The following is a 25,539-nucleotide window of genomic DNA, read 5'->3' on the forward strand; positions in this document are numbered from 1 at the left end:
AATATGAAAAAAATTATTACTTTGTTTTTTATGTTTATAACTTTAGCCTTTGCAACTCCTACTGGAGATTTGAAAGATTTTACCGAAATGGTTTCTATAAGAAGCTTGGAAACGGGAATTTTTTTAAGTGCCTTTAGAGATATCTCAAAAGATCCTATTGATCAAAATTGGAATATTAAAGAAATTGTTTTAAGCAATGAGTTAAAACAAAAAGATAAATTAGCTAATGAACTTCCTTTTGGTTATGTGCAATTTACAAATCCAAAAGAAAGCGATCTTTGTTTGACCATCCTAGAAGATGGAACCTTTGGAGCAAAATCTTGTCAAGATAATCTAAAAGATAGTAAACTAGAAACTGTATTTTCTATAATGCCAACAACAACTTCAGCTGTGCAAATTTGTTCTTTAGTTTTGGAATCTGATGAATGTATGGTAACTTTTTAATCCAAATATTCCTACACAAAAATGCTTTAGAATAGCCCCTTGCACCTTAGATCCTAATTTTTTATGAAGTAAACGAACTAATGATTATAACTCCACCTTTAACAGCTTCTACCCCTTTAGAATAAGATTTTTTCTTATTCTATTTTTATATTTATTTAATATTTATGATATTACAAAAATACACAAAATAATCAATAATAACACAATGTAATTTACTTTACTCTATAATTTTTTTATTTTAATTTAATTTTTTGTTACAATAAATTTATACATAAATAATTATCAAGGAGGAAAAATTGGAGCAAATTTTAACATGGCAACAAGTTTACGACCCTTTTTCAAACATTTGGCTAAGTGCTTTAGTGGCATTTTTACCTATACTATGTTTTTTAGTTTGTTTGGTTGTTTTAAAACTTAAAGGTTATCAAGCAGGTTTTTTAACTGTTATACTTGCTACTTTGGTAGCTTTATTTGCCTATAAAATGCCTTGGAATTTAGTGGGCGCAAGTTTTATTCAAGGCTTTACAAATGGTATGTGGCCTATAGCTTGGATTATCATTGCGGCAATCTTTCTTTACAAACTTTCTATTAAGTCGGGTTCTTTTGAAATCATTAAAAAAAGCGTGATGAGTATTACTCCAGATCATAGAATTCAAGTGATTTTAATAGGTTTTTGTTTTGGTTCATTTTTAGAGGGTGCTATAGGTTTTGGTGGCCCTGTGGCTATAACTGCTGCACTTTTAGTAGGACTTGGTTTGCGTCCTTTGCAAGCTGCAGGACTTTGTCTTATCGCAAATACCGCTCCTGTTGCTTTTGGTGCGGTGGGAATTCCTATTATTGCTATGGCAAATCTTGTCGGCATAGAACAGCATTCAGTTTCTGCCATGGTAGGTAGAATGCTAGTTCCTTTAAGTCTTACTATACCTTTTTTCATAGTTTTTTTAATGGATGGATTTAAAGGCGTTAAAGAAACTTTTCCAGCTATTTTAGTTGCGGCACTAAGTTTTACAACTACTCAATTTTTAAGCTCAAATCACTTAGGAGCAGAATTACCTGATATTATCTCAGCTGTAGTTTCTTTAGCGGTTACAACTGTATTTTTAAAATTTTGGAAACCAAAAAATATTTTTAGATTTGATAATGAAAGCAATTTCACTCAAGATAACACCTTAAGTTTTAATCAAATTTTAAAAGCTTGGTCGCCTTTTATTTTACTTATTGTTTGTATTATCATTTGGACACAACCTTGGTTTAAAGCTCTCTTTGATAAGGACGGAATTTTAAGCTATACAAGCATTACTTTACAATTTAGCAATATCACAACTGGAATTTTAAGCCCTTCTATCACAGGCATAGGAGAAGCTAAGCCTTTATCTTTGGCCTTGGGTGTAGATTTAATCAATGGAAAAACCGTAGCTCAAGCAGGAACAGCGATTTTACTTGCCGCTTTTCTAACTATAGCTATTTTAAAAATCAAAGCTGAAGATGCAGCAGAATGCTTTTGGGCTACTTTAAAAGAAATGGCTATACCTTGTATCACCATAGGTTTAGTTGTGGCTTTTGCTTTTATTTCTAAAAATAGTGGTATGAGCACTACTTTAGGACTTGCTTTTGCACATACAGGTGATGCTTTTTCTTTCTTTTCACCAATCATTGGCTGGATAGGGGTATTTTTAACAGGCTCTGATACAAGTGCTAATTTACTTTTTGGAACCTTGCAACAAGTAAGTGCTCAAAAACTAGGTGTTAGTGAAGCTTTATTTTTAGCAGCTAATTCAGTAGGTGGAGTCGTTGGAAAGATGATCAGTCCACAAAGCATTGCTATAGCTTGCGCAGCAGTTGGGCTTGTAGGAAAAGAATCTGATCTTTTCAAATTCACATTAAAATATTCTGTAGCTTTTATTATTTTAATAGGAATTTGGACTTGCATTATAGCTTTTTTCTTACAAGAAATCATCCCTGAAGCTATAGTGAAATAATTAAAAATTTAAGTTTTGCTTCAACAAATATTCGTTTTTAGAATATTTGTTGGAAAATTTACTTTGCTTTTATTTTTACAGGATTAAAATATTTATCCTAAATTATCCCAAAAGGAGAGATCATGAAAAAGGTGTATTTTTACGCCACATGCTTAGGAAGTGCTGCTATGCAACAAAGCGTTTTAAATGCAATAAAACTTTTAAGGCGTGAAGGTATTGAAGTGATTTTTAAAAAAAATCAAACCTGTTGCGCTCAACCTTCTTTTAACTCAGGTTATTTCGATGAAAGTCGTGAGATTGCTTTATATAATGTGGATTTATTTGATAAAGATTACCCCATCGTTGTGCCAAGCGGATCTTGTGCGGGTATGATGAGTCATGACTATAAAGAACTTTTTAAAAACAAACCTGAATTTTCTAAAGTCAAAGATTTTAGCTCTAGAGTCATAGAACTTTCACAATACCTTGATGAAGTTTTAAAAGTAGATTATGAAGATAAAGGTGCACCTATAAAAGTAACTTGGCATTCTAATTGCCATGCTTTAAGAGTGCAAAAAAGCATACAAGCGAGTAAAAATCTTATCAAAAAACTAAAAAATGTAGAATTAGTAGAACTTCAATACGAGGAAGAATGTTGTGGTTTTGGCGGAACTTTTTCAGTAAAAGAGCCTGAAATTTCAAATGCTATGGTAAGAAGTAAAATTAAAGATATACAAAATAGCGGTGCAAAATATCTCATCAGTGGCGATGGAGGTTGTCTTTTAAACATAGACGGCACAATGAAAAGAATGGGTTTAGATATAAAAGGCATACATTTATATGACTTTTTACTTAAACGCTTGGAAGGAGAAAGACTATGAGTCAAAAAATTCCTCACGAACAAATCGTTCAAATTAAACTCAATGACAAGCAAATGCAAGAAAATTTAATGACTGCCATGCATACTTTACAAAAAAATAGACTCAATGTTATTGATGCTAGATTTAAAGACTGGCAGGGTTTAAGAGCTAAAGCTAAACAAGCTAAAAACAATGCCTTAATGAGTTTAGAAGAAAGGCTTTTAGAATTTGAAAAAAATGCTACAAAAAATGGCATTAAAGTGCATTGGGCAAGTAGTGATGAAGATGCCTGTGAAATCGTCTATGAAATCATGAAAGAAAAAAATATTACCAAGCTTTTAAAAGGTAAATCTATGGCAAGCGAAGAAATAGGCCTAAATCACTACCTAGAAAAAAAAGGTTTAAAAGCTATAGAAACCGATCTTGGAGAGCTTATTTTACAGCTTAATGAAGAGCCTCCTTTACATATAGTTGTACCTGCTATACATAGAAACCGCCATGAAATCGGAGAAATTTTCAAAGAAAAATTAGGAGCAAATTTAGAGAACGATGAACCTGAAAGTTTAAATGCGGTAGCTAGAGAACATTTAAGAAAAGATTTTGAAGACTTAAAGCTTGGACTTAGTGGGGTCAATTTTGCCATGTCAAGAGAAGGGGCTTTTTGGCTTATAGAAAATGAAGGAAACGGTAGAATGTGCACTACAGCACCTGATATTCATATCGCACTTTGCGGCATAGAAAAAGTCATGGAAAGCTTTGAAGATGCGGCTACTATGGTTTCTTTACTCACTCCTTCAGCCACAGGACAATTTATACCAACTTATAACAATATCATCACAGGCCCTAGAAAAAATGGGGATTTAGATGGTCCTAAAGAAGTGCATGTGATTTTATTTGATCACCATCGCTCTAAAATGTTAGCTCATGAGGATTATTATGAGGCTTTGCGTTGTATTCGATGTGGGGCTTGTATGAATTTTTGCCCTGTTTATGATCAAATCGGTGGACATGCCTATCAAACCACTTATCCAGGACCTATAGGAGAAGTAATCAGTCCTAATATTTTTGGTATAGATCATACAGGAGATATTTTAAATTTCTGTTCACTTTGTGGGCGTTGTTCTGAAGTTTGTCCAGTGCAAATTCCTTTGGCTGATCTTATTCGCAAATTAAGATGTGATAAAATAGGACAAGGTAAAAATCCACCTTTAGGAGCAAATAATGTTCATCACAATGCCTTAGAAGCCTTTGCTTTTAAACAATTTAAAAATATCGCAACCAATGGTAATAAATGGCGTTTTTCACTTTCAAAAGCACATTATTTTAACTGGACGGTACAAAATTTCGCAAGCGTTTTGCCTGTGATTAAAAAATGGTACGCTTTTAAAGAATTACCTCAAATTAAAATGGATCTTTATAAAGAAGTGCAAAAACTAGAAGGAGTAAGCTATGAGTAAAATCGATGAAATTTCAAGCAAAAGTAAAGCAAGCATTTTAGAACATCTTAAAAAAGCTTACAAAGAAACAACGTTCACACGCATTGAAAGTATAGATCCTGTAGAACATATCCAAACCACCCAAGATATGCTTGCAGAAATGAAACAAAAAATGAGTGATAACAAATATATCGTTGAAAATGCTACAAAAGACACCTTAGAAGAAAAAATCAATGAAATTATCGCAAAATATAGCTTTAAAAGTATGATTTATGGGGCGGAATTAAATTTAAATTTAGAACAAATCAAAGCAGAAAAAAAGATTTGCTTTGATAAAGAAATCGAAAATTTAAGATCTGAGGTTTTTCATAGTGATTTTTCCATCATTCATGCAAGAGCAGGGGTAAGCTCTCACGGAGTTGCACTTGTACCTTCAAGCAAAACTCAACCTAGAATGCTAAGCCTTGCACCTAAACTTTGTATAGTGCTACTTAAAAAAGAAAATGTTGTTAAAAGTCTTAGCGAGGCTTTAAATTTGGTAAAAAAAGAAAATGAAATCTTACCTACTAATATCTTACTTATAGCAGGGCCTTCAAGAACAGCAGATATAGAACTTATCACTGTTTTTGGTGTTCATGGGCCACAAATTGCACATATTATTATTTACTGATTCTATACTAGAATCAGTAAGTCTTAATTTTTAATATTAATTATATATATTTTTTATATTAACAAATATAAAAAAAATATAATATTTCACTCAAATATATGAAATTAATTTTAAATACAAAAATTAAAGAAGGTGCTTTTGGATAAACTAATTCCAACTTGGAATGAAAAATACAGTATTCATGACACAATGATTGACATTCAACAGCAAAAACTTTTTGAACTTGCAGCAAAAATAGAAAATATGGTTTATAAATTTGTTCAAAGAGATGAGTTAAAAGAAATTTTAATAGAACTTTTTAATTATAATAAAAGAACATTTTAGCAACGAAGAAGATTATATGCAATAAATTCATTATCCTTGTTTAAATGAACACAAAATCATGCATAAAATATCCTTCATGATATGTCTTATCTTATACAAAACATAAAAACCACTAATGATTTAAAAGAGAAGCTTTACACAGTTTCTAAAAAATGGCTTTTAGAACATATACTCTATGAAGATACGAAAGTTGAACAATACAGAAGATCTTCTTTAGCTTCTGAAGATGATGGGGAAGTAAGCTTTGAAGAAGTCAAAGAAGAAAAAGATGATGAAAATGCAGTTTATCTTTATACATGTGAATGCATAGGACAAATGTATGATGTACCTTTTGGAATTCATCAAAAAATTCAACTTAAGAGTGTAAAATTTAAATGTAAAAAATGTAAAGAAGCCATACAGTTTTATAAAAAATATTCAGAAAATTTCTAATTAACTATTTATGCGTTAAAATAATAAATAAAGTATAAGTTAGACAAAGAAGGAAATTTAATGGATAAAAAATAAAATATTTTATTTTGGATAAATTTGACTATTCCTATCCTGTACCAACCAAAGATATAAAATGCTCGTTTTGTAAAAATTTTTTCCCAATAAAATATAGCTCAAACTTAAAAACAATAGAAAAAGAATGTCCATTTTGCAATAATAAAATGGACATTAAACTTAAAAACTAAGCCTTAGTTTTACTTACAATATTAATAATATTTGAAGCCACTTCATCAGCAAGCTCTAAATGAGAAGTAAAGCCTACACAAGAACAATTAATCTCGCCTAAAACATATTTATCATTGCCCTTTTCATCAGTATCTAAAATAAAATCAGCCGTCCAAATCAATGGTAAGTCGTAATTGCCTAATCTTTCCCTTACCTTAGGAAGCTCGCCTAAAAACATATCCACCAAAGTTTTCCAATCTTCTGGCTTATCATAACGATATTTTGCCCCACTAAAAAGCGTAGCAGAAAAAGCATCGGCATCTTCGGCTGGTTTTTTATGTACTACATTTACAGGAGTGTTATAAAGCATTAAAAGTCTGATTTCACCTTCTTTAATGCGCGGTAAAAAAGTCATATCCACAAGCATACCATTATCACCTATGATATATTGCTCACAAAAATCCATAAATTCCCCAAGCTCTCTATGTTCTACATGATTATCCTTAGCTTCCGTACACTTGATTTTTGTGTTTAAAGGCAAACTATCTCCACTAACGCTACCCTCTACACTCACACGCCAAATTCCCTCTCCTGTAGAGCCACGATTTTGCTTTAAAACCCTTTCACCTTTAGCCAAACTTTTTGGAAAATTTTCTTTAAAAGTCTTAATATCATAGTAAGCATAAGTATCGCTTGGAACAAGATCAGTATCTGCTAATTTTGTAAGTGCATCTTTAGCACCATAACCTATCATAGCATCAGGATGAGGCATACCTACAAGCTTATCAGCACAAAGTTTTCTTAACATATCAAAATACTCATTTTCTTCTTTAAGATTACCAGGATTGATGCGAGAAACATAACCATCAAAATTTTCTTTCACATATTTGTAAATTTCATCTTTTTTACTCACTTCAAAAAAAATCACCTCAGCATTCCAACCCTTAGCTTTTAAGGCATTTACCATAGGTATAGTATCTTTTCTATAACCATCTTCACCTTTATCACTCCCACCTTTAACTTCAAAAAAAACAATATTTTTTTTCATTATTTTACTCCTTATCTAAAATATAAATAATTATTGCATAAAAATATTACAAAAATTAAATAAAAATATTTATATATTTTATCTAGCGTTTATAAAACTGCTATTAGTCTTATAAGCGATTTCGATTAAGCTTTTACTTATCAAGCTTGATACTTGTCCTTCTAGGCGGTTAAGAAATTTATCAATCTTATTTTCTTCTTTCCAAACGGGATTTGAAACATTAGCAAGTTTTTCAAGCTCCTTTTTAGCATTTTCATAATTACTAAGCTCATCTATAAGACCAAGCTCCTTAGCCTTGGCAGCTAAAAACACTCTTGCATTTGCCCATTGGTCTTTTTTGTTAAGATCTAATGCTCTTTCCTTAGCAACAAAACCTGTAAAAAGATCATAACTTTGATCAATTAAACCCTGTAAAAAATTTCTTTCATTCTCATTCCAAGCTCTTGCAAAAGTTCCAGCACTTTTAAATTCACCTGCTTGAATAGTTTGTTCTTTAATACCGAGTTTATTAGCCAATCCACTTAAATCAGCTCCTTGCATAATCACACCGATAGAGCCTATAAAACTTGCCGGATTGGCTAAAATTTTATTGGCTCCAACTCCTGCTAAATAACTTCCACTTGCCATAGTTCCGCTTGCATAGACAAGCACGGGCTTTTTAATTTTTAAATCCTTTATAGCTAGAGCTAGTTCCATACTAGGAGCAAAAGCTCCACCAGGAGAGTCTATAACAAAAAGCACTCCTTTGATATTGCTATCATTTTTAGTATTGATAATTTTTTCTAAAACCGCAGAGCTATCAAAAATTTCACCCTTTAAATCAATGCGTTCTAAATTTGCAAGATTGGAGCTTGAATTTGCACTAGGCATTAAAATCCATATAACAATCAACAATAAAACAAAGGTTTTAAAATAAGTATTGATAAATTTTATTCCACACCCTAAAGCCTTAAAAAATGATTTTAAAATTTGCATTCTTTTCCTTTTATAAATAATTTATCCACTTCCTTAGCATTTAAAATAAACTGCAAAGGAGCTTGCTTTTTATCACATTCTCCTAGCTCAAATACGCTAAAATCAGCAATTTTACCTTTTTTAAGCTCTCCTAAATTTAAATTTAAAGCCCTTGCAGGATAAAGTGTTACCATTTGCAAAAGCTTAGATGCTAACTCTAATAAATCAAAATTCTTATGTATAAGCAAATTCGCGCGCATTTCATCAAGTAAGGACAATGAAATATTTGAGCTAAGTCCATCGGTTCCTAAATGGATATTTAATCCACTTTTTAAAGCCGTTTTTAAATCTAAGCTTTTTTGACTTAAAAGACGATTTGAAAATGCACAATGTGTAATAGAATGTAAATTTTTATCTAACCATTCATATTCTTTTAGATAAACACAATGCGTAAAAAGAGTCCTTACTCCTTTAAAGAGTTTAGCAAAATCCTTTGGTGTATAAAGAGGCTTAGGATGAAGTGTGAAATTTTCAAGCCATTTTTTAAACCTCCCTTTAGACTCTCTAAGCCAGATATTTTCAGCCTTACTTTCTAAAAAATGCGTACTAACTAGTAAATTTTGCTTTTTAGCTAAATCAAGAGCAAAATGAGCCAAACTAGGATGAGTTGAATAAGGAGAATGAATCGAAATTGCTGGGATAAAAAAATCATTTTTAAATTTCGAAGAATTTTCAAATCTTTTTAAAAATTCTTGTTTTTTATCTTCAACTTGATTTTCATTTGTGCCTAGAATTTCATTAAAAAATACTACACGTATACCCTTTTGACTAGCCTTTAAACAAGGATCTAAATCACTCCCAAAACTTGAAATTTCACCTATGGTGCCTATGCCGCTTTTTTGCATTTTTTTAATGCTTTGAAGTATTAATTCTTCTTTGGCCTGCGCATTTAACATGGAACGAGAATTTATAACACTTTTAAGCCAAGTTAAAAATTCTCCAAAATGCAAAGTTGTTGAATTTGCACTAAATTCTAAGTGTGTGTGAGGATTTATAAAAGTAGGTAAAATAACCGAATTTTTAGGTGTTTTGATGATTTTAGCCTTAGGATATTTTTTTCTTAAATTATCCAATTTACCTAATTCTAAAATTTTATCTTCAAAAACAAAGGCTTGATTTTCTAGTATCGTAAAATCTTCATCACATAAAAAAAGATATCTTGCAGCAGCTATAAACACGATTTTCCTTTCAAAAATTACATTGTAGCAAAAATTTATTTTTAAAATGTTATAATATAAGGTTAAAAATAAATTTTTAAGGTTAAATCCATGAAAATAATGATTATCCAAGGCCCAAATGTTAATATGCTTGGCGTAAGAGAAGTGGGAATTTATGGTGCTATGAAAATGGAGCAAATTCATGAGCAAATGAAAATAGCTGCCACTCAAAGCAATGTAGAACTTGACTTTTTCCAAAGTAATTTTGAAGGTGAAATCGTAGACAAAATTCAAGAATGCCTTGGAACAGTTGATGGAATTATTATCAATGCAGCAGGCTATACTCATACTTCAATAGCTATTCGAGATGCTATTGCAGCGGTAGCTTTGCCTACAATTGAAGTGCATATTAGCAATGTTTATCGCAGAGAAGAATTTCGCCAAAAAAGTCTTATAGCGCCTGTATGCTCTGGAACTATTGTTGGTTTTGGTCCTTTTGGCTATCACTTGGCTTTAATGGGTGTAATTCAAATTTGCGAACAAATAAAAAATTTGCACGCAATGCAACAAGCACAACAAACAAATAAATAATAATGCTAAAAATTCAAGGAGTAAAACACTTTGAAAAAAGTCGTTTTTTTCCTTTTTTTAGTCAAAATATACGATCTTTTAAATATTTAGCCCTTATAGGCTTAGGAAGCAATATAGAGCCTGAAAAAAAAAGATTTGATATGCTTTTTCGAGTAATGATGGATGATAAAAGATTTAAAATTTTATCCACATCTCCTATGTTGATAAATGAAGCCTTTGGTTTTAAAGAGCAAAAAGATTTTACCAATGCTGTTATGTTGATGCAAACTAATTTGCATGCACGAGCACTTTTGAAAGTTTTACTTTATTATGAAGTAAAATTTAAACGCAAGAGAACTTTCAAAAACGCTCCTAGAACGCTTGATTTAGATCTTTTATACTTTTCACAAAAAGTCAAGCGTGATAAGTGGTGTGAGGTGCCTCATAAAGGGGTTAAAGAAAGAGTGAGTGTAATTTTGCCTTTAGGCATGATATAAGGATATAATATGGGACAACTTATACATACTTTTACTGTTGAAGATACAGAACAAATTATACCCAAAGTAAAAGAAGATTACGGAGATAAAGCTTTAATTATAACAAATAAACAAATTCGTCCTAAAACCTTAAATCGCAATGCACTTTATGAGGTTATGGTAGCCATAGAAGAAAGCGACTATGAAGAACACTTAAAAAAACAAGGAAAATCTTTACCTGCAAAAAAAAGCTCGCCAAAACCATCTTCTACCTCTCTTACAGAAGAAAAAATTAGATCTCAAATCCCTCAAGAAGATGAAGATGTAGTCTTGGATTTCTCAAACACTCGCTTAAATACAAATTTAAACACTGTAAAAAACAATGACTTAACTAAAAAAACCTATCAAGATTTTCCACAAAACAAAATCAACCCTCATCAAAATAAGACTCTAGGCTTTGATGATTTTAAAGAAAAACTAAGTGAAGTTAGCAATGAAATTTCTAAAGTCACAAACACACCTTTAGAAAATTACACCCCTAATCCAAATTATAATAAAAAAATAGAAAATTTTGAAAAGCAATTTGAAAAACAAATCAACAAGCTTAACGATAAAATAGATCTTCTTGCAGATATGATGTGGGATGATAAAGCTGAAGCTAGAAAAAATCTTATGATACCTCCTGAATTTGCAAGTATTTATAAGCAAGCCAAAGAAAGTGGAATGCTTGAAAATCATCTAGAAGCGATTATGAAGGCAACTATAGAAAATATGCCAGCTGCTATGAAAACCAACAAAGATGCGGTTCAAAGATATTTTCACTCACTTTTAAGAAATATCTTGCCTTGTCGCGTTGAAAGCGATATAAAAAAACAAAAAATCATGATGCTAGTGGGCCCAACAGGAGTCGGAAAAACAACAACCTTAGCTAAGTTAGCTTTTCGCTATGCTTATGGAGATAAGCGTTATAAAACAGGTATTATTACGCTTGATACTTATAGAATCGGTGCGGTTGAACAACTTTTTCAGTATGCAAAAATGATGAAACTTCCTATTATTGATAGCATAGAACCAAAGGATTTAGATGAAGCAATAAAAAGCTTAAATAATTGCGAAGTAATTTTGGTTGATACTATAGGAAATTCACAATACGATCAAAGTAAACTTTCTAAAACTAAAGAATTTTTAATGCACTCAAATGCAGAAATTGATGTAAATTTAGTGGTTTCTGCAAACACCAAACATGAAGATTTAATGGAAATTTATAAAAATTTTTCATTCTTAAATATTGATACTTTGATTATTACTAAATTTGATGAAACAAAGGTTTTTGGAAATATCTTCTCTCTTATTTATGAAACAAATATTCCTCTAAGCTTTTTCTCTACAGGACAAGAAGTGCCAGATGATTTAGAAGTAGCCAATAGTGATTTTCTAGTTCATTGTATTTTAGAAGGGTTTAATAAAGGAAAAAATAATGAATAACCAAGCAAATAAACTTCGCAATCTCATGAGTCAAAATGGAACCAAAAAATCCCAAAATACTCATTTTATAGCTATTACAAGTGGAAAAGGTGGTGTTGGAAAAAGTACGATTAGCGCAAATCTAGCCAATGTTTTAGCAAATAATGGCTATAAAGTTGGGCTTTTTGATGCTGATATTGGCTTGGCAAATTTGGATGTCATTTTAAATGTACGCATACAAAAAAATCTCTTGCATGTTTTACGTGGAGAATGCTCCTTGGAAGATATTTTAATAGAAGTTAAGCCAAATTTATGGCTCATCCCAGGCGAAAGTGGAGATGAGATTTTAAAATATAATGATAAAAATATTTACGAGAGATTTTTAAATCAAGCAAGTATTTTAGATGAGCTTGATTTTCTTATTATCGACACAGGCGCGGGTATTGGTGGAAATATTTTAAATTTTTTAGAAATGGCTGATGAAGTTATAGTAGTAACTGTTCCTGATCCTGCAGCAATCACTGATGCGTATGCAACCATAAAAACAACTTCTAAGACAAAAGAAAATTTACTAATGCTCTTTAATGTTGTAAAAAACGAAAATGAAGCTTTAAAAGTGTTTGAAAATATTAAAAAAGTTGCAGATGCAAACATTAAAAATCCTTTAAATTTAGAATTCTTAGGTCATTTAAGCGCTTCTAAAGATGTAAGTGGTAGTATTAAAAAAAGAACTTTATTTAGCGATGAAAACACAGCCTCAAGTGATGAGCTTAAAGCCCTAGCTTCCAAGCTTTTATATAGATTGGAACGGAAAGTGCTTGATAATGTTTCTAATCGTAGTTTTTCAAGTTTTTTTAGAAAAATTATTGAAAGATTTTAGCAATAAAGAGAAGAGATTATGAGGCCAGAAAATTACGTAGCATTTTTTACTGTTTGTGGATTTTTTATAGGACTTGCATTTAGCATTATTAGTATAGATGAAGCCTTTGATATACTGATTTTTACTTGTTTTATTACTTTTATGTTTTATGTTTTTGTTCATATTGCCATTATGAATTTTATAGATGTAAAGAAAATTAGCGGTAGAATCTTTAATAAACACGATTATGAAAAAACTAGCAATAATATTATCAACGATTTAGTTATTCGTGAAAAGAAAATGGATATAATTTTAGAAAAGCTCAATGAAGAAAGAGAAGAGCTAAAGAAAAATGAATCCAAAGAAAGACGAAGAAATGCTAAAAGAGCCGCCTAAAGCTTATGCACAAATGCTAAAGAAAGAGCAAGATGAGCTTGTGCTTTCTTACATGCCAGCTCTGCGTGCTATGGCTTTTAGACTAAAAGAACGCTTGCCTTCAAGCATAGATGTTAATGATCTTATTAGCATAGGCGTTGAAGAAATGATAAAGCTTTCACGCCGTTACGATAAAGAACAAAATGATAACTTCTGGGGTTTTGCAAGAAAAAGAGTTAATGGCTCTATGCTTGATTATCTTAGAAGTCTTGATGTAATGAGTCGCAATAATCGCAAAATTATTAAAGATATTGATGTAATCATGGATGAATATTTCCTTGAGCATGAATGCGAACCTGATGATGAATATCTAGCCAAAAAACTTGATTTGGATGTAGAAAAAATCAAAGAAGTAAGAACAGCTCATGCTATTAGCTATACCCTGCCCATCGATGAGCAAATCGAACTTTACAACGAAGACAATACTTTAGAAAAAATTGAAAAAGAAGAACTTTTAGAAAAAATTCACGAAGTGCTAGATGATCTTAAAGAGCGCGATCAGTTAATCATTCAGCTTTATTATTATGAAGAATTAAGCCTAAAAGAAATCAGTGAAATTTTACAAATCAGTGAAAGTAGAATTTCACAAATTCACAAAAAACTTCTTAAAAAACTTAGAGAAAGGCTAATGTAATGGCTGAGATACTTTCCCAAGAAGAAATTGATGCCCTGCTTGAAGTTGTTGATGATAACACCGACACACCCATAGCCTCAAATTCAAAAGATGAAAAAGATGAAAGAAATATCGTTGTATACGATTTTAAGCGTCCAAACAGAGTTTCAAAAGAACAACTTAGGACAATCAAAGGCATACATGATAAATTAGCAAGAAATTTAGCCTCTCAAATTTCATCGATGATGAGAAGTATTGTTGAAACTAAACTTCATTCAGTCGATCAAATGACTTATGGAGAGTTTTTAATGTCTTTGCCAAGCCCAACAAGTTTTAACGTTTTTTCTATCAAACCTTTAGATGGAAACTGTGTTTTAGAAATCAATCCAAGCATAGCTTTTCCTATGATAGACAGGCTTTTAGGTGGTCAAGGTGATAGCTATGAAGCTTCGCGTGAGCTTACGGATATTGAGCTTAATTTGCTTGATTCTATTTTGCGTATCATTATGCAAAGACTTAAAGAAAGCTGGGCTACTGTAACTGAAATTTATCCTAGTATTGAAGCTAAAGAATCAAGTCCAAATGTTGTGCAAATCGTATCTCAAAATGAGATTGTTATCATGGTGGTAATGGAAATCATCATAGGAAATTCAAGCGGTATGGTAAATATCTGCTATCCTGTAGTACATTTAGAAAGTATATTAAGCCGTTTAGCAAACCGCGATATTATGATGGGTGAAACCTCAGCCAAAAAATCACGTAACAAAGAACTTAAAACTTTAATCGGTCGTGCTGAAGTGGTATATGAGGCAATTTTAGGAAAAACCTTAATTAATGTTCATGAATTTTTAGAACTTAAACAAGGTGATATTTTAAGGCTTGATAGAGAAGCAGATGATAAAGCTATAGTAAGCATCGATAAAAAAGATGTTTTCTTAGCACAAATTGGATTGCATCGTTTTAGAAAATCTATTAAAATTTTAGAACTCATACGCACAGATAAAGATGAAATCAAAGAAATTTTGGAAAAATACGAAGAAGAACGTAAAGCTAAAGCTAGTGTTTATGATGAGCCTGAAGAGGAGGATGAAGAAATATGATCAATGATTTTTTAAAAATGTTTACAAATGAATGCATCAGCACCATTGAAGGTTTAACAGGAAAAAGTGCTGAATTTAGCGAATATAAAGAATTTGATGTCAATGCAAGTGATACTTTAAAAGCACCTTTAGTGTATGCTATATTTGATATAGCAAATGGTGGAAAAATAGGAATTTTAGCCGGTGCTGTTTTAATGAGTGCTATTGGTGAATGGATGATGGGTGAAGAAGAGATCACCAAAAACGATAAACTAGGTCCTGATGAAATGGATGCAGCTAAAGAAGCCATCCAAAATATCATTTCAGCATTTTCTACAACTTTAGGAGCTCAAAAAGACATTCCAAAAATGGATTTTAGTATAGAATCTTGTGAATTTGTGCCTGAAAGCGTAGATTTTAAAGATTTTAAAAAATTATTTTTATATGATGTAAAAATAGGCGATTTAGAAGAACAAGTTTCTTTAGCCATGGATCAAACACTTCACAACATTCTAAGTGGAAAACCTGCTGAAACAGGAAATACAAGCACTGATTCTAATCACAACGCTGAAGAAAAAGCGATAATGCTTAGCGAAGAGCTTAAAAATATCAATCTTATCATGGATGTGCGTTTGCCTGTTCGTGTGCGTATAGGCAATAAAAAAATGCTTTTAAAAGATGTTTTAACTATGGATATAGGCTCAGTTGTGGAGCTTAATCAACTTGCAAACGATCCGCTTGAAATTTTAATCGGAGATAAAAGAATTGCTTATGGCGAGGTAGTAATTGTCGATGGTAACTTCGGCGTTCAAATTACAGAAATTGGTTCCAAAAAAGAAAGATTAGAACAACTAAGATAAAAAGTTTTAGCCTACAAATTAAGAATAATAAATATAAACGAATTAAAACTAAAACAAACTAAAAGGGCTGAAATCAAAATGTAAAGATTTTGGAGTATTTAACTTAAAAGGTTTTAGCTCTTTTTTAGGAGCAACAATTAAAGCATAACCACCTTTATTATATCTATCCCAAATACTAAAAAATTGACTTTTAGAACTTATATATTCTCCATGACTTGGATCAAGCACTTGTAAATAATTACCTTTATGATTGATAATTATAACAAAATGTGGAAAGCGTGGATCATCTTCAATTTTTACAAGCATTGGAATATTTACAAGTTTATCCAAGTTTTCTCTATTGATTTGATATGAATTGCTTTGAAAGCCCAGTTTTTTAACTGCATCGCTTAAATCTGCAAAGCTTACCATATCCGTATAAAGTTCTTGTCCGCTCATAATCTTTAAAAGTTCAAGTTCATCAAACTTTTTTTGATCATCAAGTATATTAAGTAAAGTTGCTAAAGATGAAGCCCCACAAGATTGCTCATAAGTTTGTCTTATTACTCTTTCGTTTTTAATTTCTTGATAAGACTTAACTACCCATTCGGCTTTTGCACTCAAAGCAAGAATGAGTAAAAATAATAAAATTTTTAGAATTTTTTCCATAAGCTTATCCCAAATATACTATCAGGAGAAGCAGAGCTTCCTCCAAAACTAGCATTAACAGAAACTGCGGTATCTGAATTAATGCTATAAGTCGAACCTAGACTTAAAGTTGGAATAGAACGCACTTCAGAATTTTGATAACCATTAATTTTTTGCTCGGTTTGAAATCTTTGCTCTGCTCCTAAATCTAAAGTAATTTTAGGACTTAGAATAATAGATAAATCCCCACCCACATAAATACTATTTCCATACTCTATTTTAAGGGTTTTAAATTTTCTTGATTGATTATAACCAAATCCTGTATAAATACTATAAACCACAGGATCGCTATATCCCCTTAAACTAGCTTGTAAGCTTTGTGATTTTAGATAAAAGTTTTTGGTTTGATTGATTGCTTTTTCTCTTTGAACGACTGCAGTTTGAAAGGTAATTTGTGGAATTAAATCTGCAATGCTATCGCCTGTATAAATAAAACCTAGCCATAAACTATCAAAACCTATTCTGTTTTTACTAGAATACTCATTTGTAAAAAAGTTTGTATATTCTTGTCTTGCATAACTTCCGTCCCCTGAAATAAGTATGTCAAACTTAGGTGTTATGGTATAAATGAAAGTTTGAGTTAAAAACACCTGCTTTGTATCATTCCAAATTGTAGGATCTCCGCCTATTGTTATATTAGGATAAAGAGAATACGAGTTTGCATTTCCTGTGCTAAGCAAAGAAAAGCTTGTAATGCTTCTTAAGCCTATTTGCTTTTTAAATAAACTGTCTATATTTAGTTCATCACTAGCAAAAACACAATTAACTAAAACCATAAATGCTAAACAAATCTTTTTCATTGTTGCCTTTCTAAATATTTTCAAATTTTTTTAAAAGCAATGAATGTTCCAAATAAAAAAATTTGATTTTAATATATAATTTGTGATATTATTCAAATAAAGAGTAAAATAATTAAATAAGGAGAAATTATGCTTAAAAAATTAGCAAGTTCATTGATTTTAGGTTCTTTGTTGGCAAGTTCTGCTTTTGCTGGGGATTTTTTAGCTAAAGTTAGTAATGGTGCTTTAAGTGATAATTCTCAAGGGGTTAAAGCTCTTAATTTAGATGAGATGAAACAAGTTAAGGGTGGGTATGTTTTTGGGGATTATAAAATTTTTAAAGACAGACGCAATTTAACCTCAGAAGTTTATGCTATTGTAGATTTTACGCAATATGAACTCGAAAATCTTAACAAAGGTTTGTGCGGTGCAGGAGAAGATAAATGTCAAAATCCTAGTAGAGACAGATTATTTGCTTGGTTGCAAGTCAGTGCGAATTCCCCTGCTGATTATCGTCCTGTATATAAGGTAAAAAGACAAATTAAATATTCAAATTTAGGACAGCCTTATGTTTTATTTACTTATGGGGTTGCTGTTTATAATGTAAATAATGGACAAATCTATCAGTATAATTCCTCTCCTATGTTAAATAACAATAGAATTATAAGAGAATTCGCCCATCAATATAAGAGCGTGATAGAAGATGCTATGGGTGGTTGGAATCCAAGGTTATTTTAGTATTTTAAAAAAGGATTTTTATGATAAGTCTTAATTCTCACTATCCTAATATCAATTATCCAAATAATGCTTTAAGCATTAAAAAAGATGAAAATAATGAATATACTTATACTAAAAAAGATGAGCCAAAAAGTGAAGAAGATGCTTATTGGGAAGATTTTGTGCAAAAATATTTTGGAGAAATGCTTAGTGAAGAATATGCGAACAAATACGGCTATAATGGAGACCCAGATGTTAAAGAAGTTGAAAATTCCTTGCTTGAGCGAATGCGAAAAGATAAATTAACTGAAGAGGAATGGGAAATTCTTAACGGAGCGTATGACATTGATAATATTGAATTTATTCCAAGAGATAAGATTGCCAGAATACGCGAAGCCAATCTTCTAAAAACTCTTACAAGTGCGAGTGAATTCGCAAGAATATGGGTTGCTGAAAAAGATGAAAGAAAAAAACGATTTATTGACGCACTTGATGTTAAACCACTTACTCAAGAAGAGATAGATAGGTTTTTAAATAAACAACAAAGCTCAAATTCTACCCAAGAAAGCAACGAAAATGGTCAAAACCCAGATGAAAAACCCTTCAAAGCCATTCAAGGCGAAAGCAAAAACAAAGAAACTTATAAAGATAATAATATAAGCAGCGAATTCTTAAAAAAGCTTTTAGAAAATAGTTTTAATAAGGCTAAAGAATTAGAACTTCTTTTTGGTATGAAATTTAGTGATGATGATGATGCAGGAGAATTTAACAAAATCCTTTCTTCAAATTCTGCACCAAAAAGTATAGATATTAAGGCTTAAGGATTTAAAAGTCTTTAAATTCCTAATCTTAATAAAATAAACCTATTAAAACTTATATAATAAAGAACTTATTATAAATTTTTAGCTAGAATGGAATTTATTTTAACTAAAGGTTGAAAAATGAATGAAAAAATAAGCCAAGATTTAGAAAAATTTGCTAACATACCAAACCTAAAAAATGCCGTAACTTTTTTTGGTTCAGCAAGACTTAAAGAAGATAATTTTTATTATCAGCAGGCTAAAATTTTGGCACAAAAATGTGTTCAAAATGGTTTTTGTGTGATAAGTGGTGGAGGAGGAGGCATTATGCGTGCAGCCAACGAAGGTGCTTTTTCACAAAAAAATAATACAAATTCAATGAGTTCTGTAGGGTTTAATATATTTTTACCTCACGAGCAAAAACTTAATGATTTTGTAGAATATAATATTACTTTTGAGAGCTTAGCCATACGCAAAATGGCTCTTATTGAAAAGAGTCTAGCTTTTGTGATCTTCCCAGGCGGCTTTGGAACACTTGATGAATTGTGTGAAATTCTTACATTAAAACAATTAGAATTTAAAAAAGATGTTCCTATTATTTTGTTTGGGAGTGAATTTTGGCGAGGTTTTGATGAGTTCGTCAGAAATTCTTTACTCAAACTTGAAGTGATTTCTAAAGGAGATGAGTTAAAGTATAAAATCACTGACGACTTGGATTTTATAATTAATACTTTAAAGGAAATTTAATGAAAATTCTAGTCGCTATGAGCGGTGGAGTTGATAGTACAGTCACTGCTTATAAACTTAAAAATTTAGGTCATGAAGTTATAGGTTGTTATATGAAGCTTCATGGCAAGCCAAATTACCACGAAGAAAATATCAAAAAAGTAGAAAAAGTTGCAAACTTTTTGCAAATTCCTTATCATATTTTAGACTTACAAGAAGATTTTAAAAACAAAGTTTATATGCCTTTTGTAGATACTTATAAAGAGGGTAAAACACCAAATCCTTGCGCTTTATGCAACCGTTTTATCAAACTTGGAAAACTTTTAGAATTTGCTAAAAGTTTAGGTTGTGAAAAACTTGCCACAGGGCATTATGCAAGACTTGAAAACAACTTAATAAAAACCGCAGTAGATGAAAGCAAGGATCAAAGCTATTTTTTAGCTAGTGCAGATAAAGAAGCTTTAAAATATCTTATTTTTCCGCTAGGCGAAATGAAAAAAGAAGATGTGAAAAAATTTGCTTCCACTATAGAGGTTTTAAAATCTTTTGCCACTCAAAAGGAAAGTTCTGAAATTTGCTTTGTTGAAGATACTTATGTGCAAGTTTTAGATCAGTTTATGGATACAAAAATTCCTGGAGAAGTATTAGATAGTAGCGGAAAAGTAGTAGGCAAACATGAGGGCTATATGCACTATACCATAGGCAAAAGAAGAGGCTTTGAAGTGCGTGGGGCACATGAGCCACATTTTGTTTTAAAAATCAATCCTAAGCAAAATCAAATCATCGTAGGAACCAAAGAAGAACTTAAAATCAGTGAATTTAAGCTAAAAAATATCAATCTTTTTATAGACACTAAAGAGCTTGATTGCGAAGTAAAAATCCGCTATCGTTCAAAATCTACACCTTGTAAGGTAGAAATTTATGAAGATAAAAGCGCAAAAATCACTCTAAAAGATCCTGTTTATGGACTTGCTAGCGGACAAATGGCAGTCTTTTATGATCATGATAAAGTCATAGCAAGCGGTTTTATAGAATAATTTCTAGGAATTAATTCCTAGAAATTATTAATAAAATCCTAAAATTTTCCACCAAATAAGTCCAACAGCTATCATCACTACTATATCAACTATGGAAATCACAAAACCTATACTCCACCATTTTTTAAGAGTTACATAGCCTGTTCCAAAAATAACAGGAGCTGTTCCTGTTGCATAGTGAGTTAATGCCATCATAACATTACCTGAAGCTATCATAATAAAAGCATAAAGAAGTGGTGGTGCTCCTAAAGCAAGCCCTGCACTATAAAAAACAAAAAACATTGCTGATATATGAGCTGTAGTAGAAGCAAAGAAATAGTGTGTATATAAAAAAGCAAGGCTTAAAAATATCATAATAGAAATTTCCCCAAGTCCCATAGCAGAAGCAAATTCACCTAAAGCTTCAGCTAAAAACTGTGTAACACCAAGTTTGCCAAGTAAAGTTGCCATCATTACAAGAGCTGAAAACCATACTAAAGTATTCCAAGCAGCTTTTTCAGCTAAAACTTCCCCAAAAGTTAAAACTCCGCTAATCAACACCAAAGACAACCCAAGCAAAGCCACGCTAGTCGCATCAAGAGAAATTCCAAAAAACAAGCCCAAAGTTCCAGCCCATAAAAGTAAAAGCGAGACAAAAACACTGAGCATTATTTTTTCACTATTTTTCATTTTTCCAAGTTCTTTCAATTTATCTTTAGCAAAAGTGGAAGCATTAGGCGTGGATTTAATTTCTGGTGGAGAGAGAAAATAAAGCACCAAAGGCATCAAAAGCATAGCAGCTATACCAGGTAAAAACATTCCTAAAGCCCATTGCCCCCAAGTTAAATGCACTTCTAAATTTGTAGCTTGTGCTATAAGATCAACCACCAAAGGATTTGGAGCTGTAGCTGTAATAAACATAGCTGATGAAATAGGATTAGCTTGATAATTTACCAAAGAAAGATAAGTGCCTATTTTATTTTGCGTTCCATCTTCAGGAGTGGATTTAAAACTTCTTGCAATAGCTTGAACTATAGGATTTATGATAGCCCCTGCTCTTGCAGTATTTGAAGGAGTAACTGGAGCTAAAATGGTTTCACAAAAAGCTATAGAATAAGCAATACCTAAGGTTTTTTTACCAAAAATACTGATAAAATGATAAGCCAAACGCTCTCCAAGTCCTGTTTTAATAACTCCACGAGCCACAATAATAGAAATCACTATAAGCCAAATAAGAGAATTTGAAAAACCACTTAAAGCATCTTTTATACCTGTTTTAGATTTTAAATTTGATATAGCAGTATTTACCTTTTCATCTATACTCTTTTGAGATAAAAAATCAAGTGCTAAAGTATTTAAAGCTGAAATTTTAGTCTCATCAATAAGTTGTTGCGTAGAAGTTTTTGAAGTAGCTTTGGTGTAAATTTTACTTAGATTTTCAATTTGATAATTTACATCTGTACTTGATTTTAAAATTTCATCAACCTTTGCTTTTAAATTTCTACTTATATTAGCATTGATTAAAGCCTGCAAAGTAGCGGCTTCAACTGCCTCATCCATAGTTGTTTTATAGATATTAGAATTATCTCTTAAAACAATTCCTTCAAGAGTTTTTATATGTGTAGCGCGCACAGAACTTTGGGTAGTGGTAATGCCACTAAGAGCTATTATGGCAATAGCTATCATACAAACAGCCCCCAAAGGCATTACTTGTAAAATCACTGCCATAATCACAGCAATAAAAAGCCCAAGAAAATGCCAAGAATTATCTTCCAAACCTACAGGAGTAGGTATAAGCCAAAACACAGCTGCAATTAAAATACACAGCACCAACAAGGGAATTTTCTTTCTATCCATTGTTTATCCTTTGATATTGGTAATGTAATTTACAATGCTTAAATTTTAATTAACTAATATTTTAATAAATCTTAAAATTACAATTTTTAAATAAATTTTTAATTTATTGTTACAAACATACATAATTTTTTACATTATAAAGAAGCTAGTCTAATTGAAAAATAAATAGGGAATTTTAAATGAAGAAAACCCTTCCCCAGATAACTGCGGCACACACTAAAATCAAGTGCTCTGCTGTGTTCCCACCCTGAAGCGGTGCTTAAAAATAGCATTGCACAGGTCTAAGAAAAGGCAAAGAAATTATATCATAATATACTTAAAAAGTGTTGAGCTATAAAAACTAAATATAAAAATGTATAAATATGTAACAAATTGGTTATATTTTATATAAATTTTTAAATTTAATTTGCAAAATTATTGTTTTTTTCAAGGAAATACGATTATATAGATATATTATATAAATTTTTAAGGAAAAATCATGGAAATCAAATGGAGTAAAGATTTTAGCATTAAAAACATACAATTAGATAAACAACACGAACTAATTTTTGAAATTGCTGAAATTGCAAACGATTTAGCTTTAAAAATTCAAGATAATGATGTGCAACACAAAAATGATTTAAAACAAATTCTTACAAAATTATTTCAATATATTAAAATTCATTTCAAAGATGAAGAAAAATTTATGGAAAGCATTGATTTTCCTTTAATTGAAGAACATAGAAAATCTCATCAAATATTATTAAAAAAGACTAAAGAACTTTTAGAACACTCAAATGATATTGTTAAAATGTCATTTGAACTTTCAACATTGACCAAAGATTGGATTTTAGATCATTTTGCTATTGAAGATTTATGGATAGCTAACTTCACAAAAAAAGCTCTACATCTTCAAGAGATTCATTATAATCTAGAGCAATACATAAAATTAAAATCAATTAGGCAAGATTTAAAGACTGAAAAAACCTATGATTATATTTGCAACTGTTATTTGCGTACTCATGCAGTTCCACAAACCATACACGAAGAACTTGTTAGCAAAGAAAATACTTTAAAATGTGAAAAATGTGGACAAATTTTAGTGCATTTAGATCATATTGATTTAAATCAAAATTATGAAATGTTAAATCATATCCTCGAAAACATAGGAGTGTAATGATGAGCTATGAAATAAAAACTTTAGAAACTTTTAATCCTTTTGAAAGTTTAAAATATGAACAAGCCAGCACAGATCAAATTCTTGATTTTAGAATTATAGATTTTAAACTTCTGTGTTCTAATATAAAACCAGCAAAAACAAAAACTTATGAAAGAAAGGATTTTGACTTATTTTATGCGGATGATTTTTTTGTAAAAAATTACAATACCATGGTGCAAAAATTTCTTATAGAAATTTATCCAAAAACACAAAAAAACTGTTTCATGGTTAAGCTTAAATCTAATCCTAGTTTAACTTATCTTAAGGTCAATATTAATTTTTTGGATAATTTTAAATACTATCCAAATTTAAAATTTGACATTTTACAAAATATTTATAAAGTAATGATCAAACAAAAATTTTTAATCTTAAGACTCGATAAAAATTTATTTGACAAGATTGATGATTTTATCTTATCAATACAAAAAAGTCCATCTATTAAAGAAATAGAGCTTGAAATTGCCAAAGGTGTAGATAAGATTGAACATAAAAGTGATGAAATTATTTATCATAGAGATGTTAACGAAGAATGTTTTGACGAAAATATTAACTATGATGAAGGAAACTACTGTAAACCTATTGAAAAAAATGAGCTACTTTTTGAATACATTTATAGAATTCTTGGCAAAGAAGGTAGAAATTTAAGAGGAGAAATCCTTCATTTAAATCCAATAGCTTTTTTTGATAATCCTTTTATCATAAAAGATGAAAGTATTTACACAGAAGAATTAGAAGATAGGATTAAATACTTTAGTGCAAATTATGGGTTTTTAAATAAAGGTCGTTCAGGATATAGCGTTACAAATGATTTAAAATTATCACAAGTAGGGCTTAAAACAACCGGTTCAATCAAAACAAATATCGATGAAAATATAAACTTAGAAATCACTTATTTTGATATAAGCGATGATGCTGTTAAATCAGGCATTGTAAATGTTCAAGCTTCAGATATAAAAGTAAATGGAAGCATTGGAGCGACAAAACTTTATGGAAGAAATATCAGCATCAAAGGCCTAACTCATGCAAAAAGCGAAATTTTTGCACAAGATATTTTTATTACAACACACAAAGGAACTTTGCAAGCTGATACTGTGTATATAAAAAATTTAGAAAACGGGATAGTTATAGCCAAAAATGTATTTGTTGAAAACTGCATGGGCGGAAAAATAGAAGCAGAAAATATTTATATTTGCAATTTATTAGCAGATAATATCTTATATCCCAAAAAAAATCTAATCATAACAAATAATATAAAATTTAAAAATAATATTGTAATTTCTCCACTAGATTTTATTAACAATAAATCAAACTCAGAAACTGAAAATCTTACAAATTTAAGCCTTAAAACAAAGAGTAAACTTGATAATATCATAAGTCAAATGCAAAATTACTATGATTATCTAATCAAAAATCAAATCAAGATTATCAAACTTCAAAAAACTGAAAAACTTAATGCTATAGATATGAAATTTTCAAATCTTTATCGTGATATCATAAAAAAATATAATCATCTTAGTGTCTTGTATAAAAAACTTATAAAATTAAAATATCATATTGACGCAAAGCTAAATTTTTTAGATGAAATGGTTTATAATGTAAAAATATACATAAAAGCCGAAAATATTGGAGAGGATAATTTTTTAAAATTTTATCCTAAAACAAACACCGAGCTTGAACTAAAGCATCAAATAAATTTAAAAGATTATGAAAAAGTTTTATACCTTGAAAAAGGGCAACAAGCAAGCTATATTAAATCAAGTCATGATTATAGCGAAAGCGATATAGAAGAAATTAAAATTATTTTTGAAAAACTAGAAAAAGATAATTCCTAAAAA

General features: G+C 30.6%; 24 protein-coding genes, 1 other RNA gene and 2 pseudogenes. 20 read left to right on the forward strand and 7 right to left on the reverse strand.

What is annotated here, in order from left to right:
• The first annotated feature begins 3 nt into the window (after positions 1-3).
• The 6 genes and pseudogenes from AJ936_RS04890 (at position 4) to AJ936_RS10575 (ending at position 6,124) form a co-directional block, all read left to right on the forward strand.
• A pseudogene (locus AJ936_RS04890) lies at positions 4-569 on the forward strand (cytolethal distending toxin subunit A/C).
• A 171-nt stretch (positions 570-740) separates the two neighbouring features.
• Positions 741-2,423 carry an L-lactate permease gene (locus AJ936_RS04895; RefSeq protein WP_070210398.1) on the forward strand — a complete coding sequence of 561 codons (1,683 nt, stop codon included), beginning with the start codon at positions 741-743 and terminating at the stop codon, positions 2,421-2,423.
• A 119-nt stretch (positions 2,424-2,542) separates the two neighbouring features.
• On the forward strand, positions 2,543-3,283 hold the full coding sequence (locus AJ936_RS04900; protein ID WP_074470023.1) for a (Fe-S)-binding protein: 741 nt from the start codon (positions 2,543-2,545) through the stop codon (positions 3,281-3,283).
• Complete coding sequence (locus AJ936_RS04905; protein ID WP_070274135.1) at positions 3,280-4,719, forward strand: LutB/LldF family L-lactate oxidation iron-sulfur protein; 1,440 nt, start codon at positions 3,280-3,282, stop codon at positions 4,717-4,719. The genes AJ936_RS04900 and AJ936_RS04905 overlap by 4 nt, the downstream gene beginning before the upstream one ends.
• Positions 4,712-5,368 (forward strand): lactate utilization protein C, encoded by a 657-nt coding sequence (locus tag AJ936_RS04910; protein ID WP_070274136.1) that lies wholly within the window; start codon positions 4,712-4,714, stop codon positions 5,366-5,368. Before AJ936_RS04905 ends, AJ936_RS04910 begins: the two co-directional genes overlap by 8 nt.
• A 138-nt stretch (positions 5,369-5,506) precedes the next feature.
• Positions 5,507-6,124, forward strand: a pseudogene (locus AJ936_RS10575) (bacteriohemerythrin).
• Between the two features lie 241 nt (positions 6,125-6,365).
• On the opposite strand, the gene AJ936_RS04930 reads toward AJ936_RS10575, so the two are convergent.
• The 3 genes from AJ936_RS04930 to AJ936_RS04940 form a co-directional block, all read right to left on the reverse strand.
• Complete coding sequence (locus tag AJ936_RS04930; protein WP_002933934.1) at positions 6,366-7,397, reverse strand: Cj0069 family protein; 1,032 nt, start codon at positions 7,395-7,397, stop codon at positions 6,366-6,368.
• 78 nt (positions 7,398-7,475) lie between these two features.
• Positions 7,476-8,372 carry a signal peptide peptidase SppA gene (gene sppA / locus AJ936_RS04935; protein ID WP_044779857.1) on the reverse strand — a complete coding sequence of 299 codons (897 nt, stop codon included), beginning with the start codon at positions 8,370-8,372 and terminating at the stop codon, positions 7,476-7,478.
• Positions 8,360-9,589: a metal-dependent hydrolase gene (locus AJ936_RS04940; RefSeq protein ID WP_044779858.1), complete on the reverse strand. Its 1,230-nt coding sequence runs from the start codon at positions 9,587-9,589 to the stop codon at positions 8,360-8,362. Before AJ936_RS04940 ends, sppA begins: the two co-directional genes overlap by 13 nt.
• A 90-nt stretch (positions 9,590-9,679) precedes the next feature.
• Between AJ936_RS04940 and aroQ the strand changes: the two genes are divergently transcribed.
• The 8 genes from aroQ to fliY are packed head-to-tail and all read left to right on the forward strand — an operon-like array spanning position 9,680 to position 15,924.
• Complete coding sequence (aroQ, locus tag AJ936_RS04945) at positions 9,680-10,159, forward strand: type II 3-dehydroquinate dehydratase (RefSeq protein WP_002860905.1); 480 nt, start codon at positions 9,680-9,682, stop codon at positions 10,157-10,159.
• 2 nt (positions 10,160-10,161) lie between these two features.
• On the forward strand, positions 10,162-10,635 hold the full coding sequence (gene folK, locus AJ936_RS04950; protein ID WP_070274138.1) for a 2-amino-4-hydroxy-6-hydroxymethyldihydropteridine diphosphokinase: 474 nt from the start codon (positions 10,162-10,164) through the stop codon (positions 10,633-10,635).
• A 9-nt stretch (positions 10,636-10,644) separates the two neighbouring features.
• The gene (gene flhF / locus AJ936_RS04955) at positions 10,645-12,099 is read left to right on the forward strand and encodes a flagellar biosynthesis protein FlhF (protein WP_070274139.1); all 1,455 of its coding nucleotides are present in this window, start codon (positions 10,645-10,647) and stop codon (positions 12,097-12,099) included.
• Positions 12,092-12,958: a flagella biosynthesis ATPase FlhG gene (gene flhG / locus AJ936_RS04960; RefSeq protein ID WP_002854691.1), complete on the forward strand. Its 867-nt coding sequence runs from the start codon at positions 12,092-12,094 to the stop codon at positions 12,956-12,958. Before flhF ends, flhG begins: the two co-directional genes overlap by 8 nt.
• A gap of 18 nt (positions 12,959-12,976) precedes the next feature.
• A complete protein-coding gene (locus AJ936_RS04965) occupies positions 12,977-13,333 on the forward strand; it encodes a hypothetical protein (RefSeq protein ID WP_002854547.1) in 357 nt (118 codons plus the stop codon).
• On the forward strand, positions 13,314-14,006 hold the full coding sequence (locus tag AJ936_RS04970) for an RNA polymerase sigma factor FliA (RefSeq protein WP_002871494.1): 693 nt from the start codon (positions 13,314-13,316) through the stop codon (positions 14,004-14,006). Before AJ936_RS04965 ends, AJ936_RS04970 begins: the two co-directional genes overlap by 20 nt.
• Positions 14,006-15,085 carry a flagellar motor switch protein FliM gene (fliM, locus tag AJ936_RS04975; RefSeq protein WP_002851710.1) on the forward strand — a complete coding sequence of 360 codons (1,080 nt, stop codon included), beginning with the start codon at positions 14,006-14,008 and terminating at the stop codon, positions 15,083-15,085. The genes AJ936_RS04970 and fliM overlap by 1 nt, the downstream gene beginning before the upstream one ends.
• Positions 15,082-15,924: a flagellar motor switch protein FliY gene (gene fliY / locus AJ936_RS04980; RefSeq protein WP_002860902.1), complete on the forward strand. Its 843-nt coding sequence runs from the start codon at positions 15,082-15,084 to the stop codon at positions 15,922-15,924. Before fliM ends, fliY begins: the two co-directional genes overlap by 4 nt.
• Positions 15,925-15,972: 48 nt before the next feature.
• Here fliY and AJ936_RS04985 read toward each other — a convergent pair whose 3' ends face one another.
• Entirely contained in the window at positions 15,973-16,572 is a 600-nt protein-coding gene (locus AJ936_RS04985) for a C39 family peptidase (protein WP_070274140.1), read from the reverse strand.
• Positions 16,557-17,411, reverse strand: coding sequence for a hypothetical protein (locus tag AJ936_RS04990; RefSeq protein WP_044779860.1), 855 nt, complete (start codon positions 17,409-17,411; stop codon positions 16,557-16,559). The genes AJ936_RS04985 and AJ936_RS04990 overlap by 16 nt, the downstream gene beginning before the upstream one ends.
• 129 nt (positions 17,412-17,540) lie before the next feature.
• Here AJ936_RS04990 and AJ936_RS04995 point away from each other — a divergent pair, with 129 nt between their 5' ends.
• The 4 genes from AJ936_RS04995 to mnmA all read left to right on the forward strand — a co-directional run bounded on the left by AJ936_RS04995 (position 17,541) and on the right by mnmA (position 20,670).
• Positions 17,541-18,128, forward strand: coding sequence for a hypothetical protein (locus AJ936_RS04995; RefSeq protein WP_044794145.1), 588 nt, complete (start codon positions 17,541-17,543; stop codon positions 18,126-18,128).
• 20 nt (positions 18,129-18,148) lie between these two features.
• A complete protein-coding gene (locus AJ936_RS05000; protein WP_052858888.1) occupies positions 18,149-18,928 on the forward strand; it encodes a hypothetical protein in 780 nt (259 codons plus the stop codon).
• 120 nt (positions 18,929-19,048) lie between these two features.
• Positions 19,049-19,654, forward strand: a complete 606-nt coding sequence (locus AJ936_RS05005) for a TIGR00730 family Rossman fold protein (RefSeq protein WP_002851677.1) — start codon at positions 19,049-19,051, stop codon at positions 19,652-19,654.
• Entirely contained in the window at positions 19,654-20,670 is a 1,017-nt protein-coding gene (gene mnmA, locus AJ936_RS05010; protein ID WP_002870919.1) for a tRNA 2-thiouridine(34) synthase MnmA, read from the forward strand. Before AJ936_RS05005 ends, mnmA begins: the two co-directional genes overlap by 1 nt.
• A gap of 27 nt (positions 20,671-20,697) precedes the next feature.
• On the opposite strand, the gene AJ936_RS05015 is transcribed toward mnmA, so the two are convergent.
• Both AJ936_RS05015 and ffs read right to left on the reverse strand, forming a co-directional pair.
• A complete protein-coding gene (locus AJ936_RS05015; protein ID WP_070274141.1) occupies positions 20,698-22,506 on the reverse strand; it encodes a DASS family sodium-coupled anion symporter in 1,809 nt (602 codons plus the stop codon).
• A 190-nt stretch (positions 22,507-22,696) separates the two neighbouring features.
• Positions 22,697-22,794, reverse strand: an RNA gene (gene ffs / locus AJ936_RS05020) — signal recognition particle sRNA small type.
• A 190-nt stretch (positions 22,795-22,984) separates the two neighbouring features.
• Between ffs and AJ936_RS05025 the strand changes: the two genes are divergently transcribed.
• Both AJ936_RS05025 and AJ936_RS05030 read left to right on the forward strand, forming a co-directional pair.
• Complete coding sequence (locus AJ936_RS05025) at positions 22,985-23,662, forward strand: hemerythrin domain-containing protein (protein WP_070274142.1); 678 nt, start codon at positions 22,985-22,987, stop codon at positions 23,660-23,662.
• A 2-nt stretch (positions 23,663-23,664) separates the two neighbouring features.
• A complete protein-coding gene (locus tag AJ936_RS05030) occupies positions 23,665-25,536 on the forward strand; it encodes a flagellar assembly protein A (protein WP_070274147.1) in 1,872 nt (623 codons plus the stop codon).
• The last annotated feature ends 3 nt before the right edge of the window (positions 25,537-25,539 follow it).

The sequence above is a fragment of the Campylobacter sp. BCW_6877 genome, from assembly GCF_001762445.1.
Lineage (GTDB): Bacteria > Campylobacterota > Campylobacteria > Campylobacterales > Campylobacteraceae > Campylobacter_D > Campylobacter_D jejuni.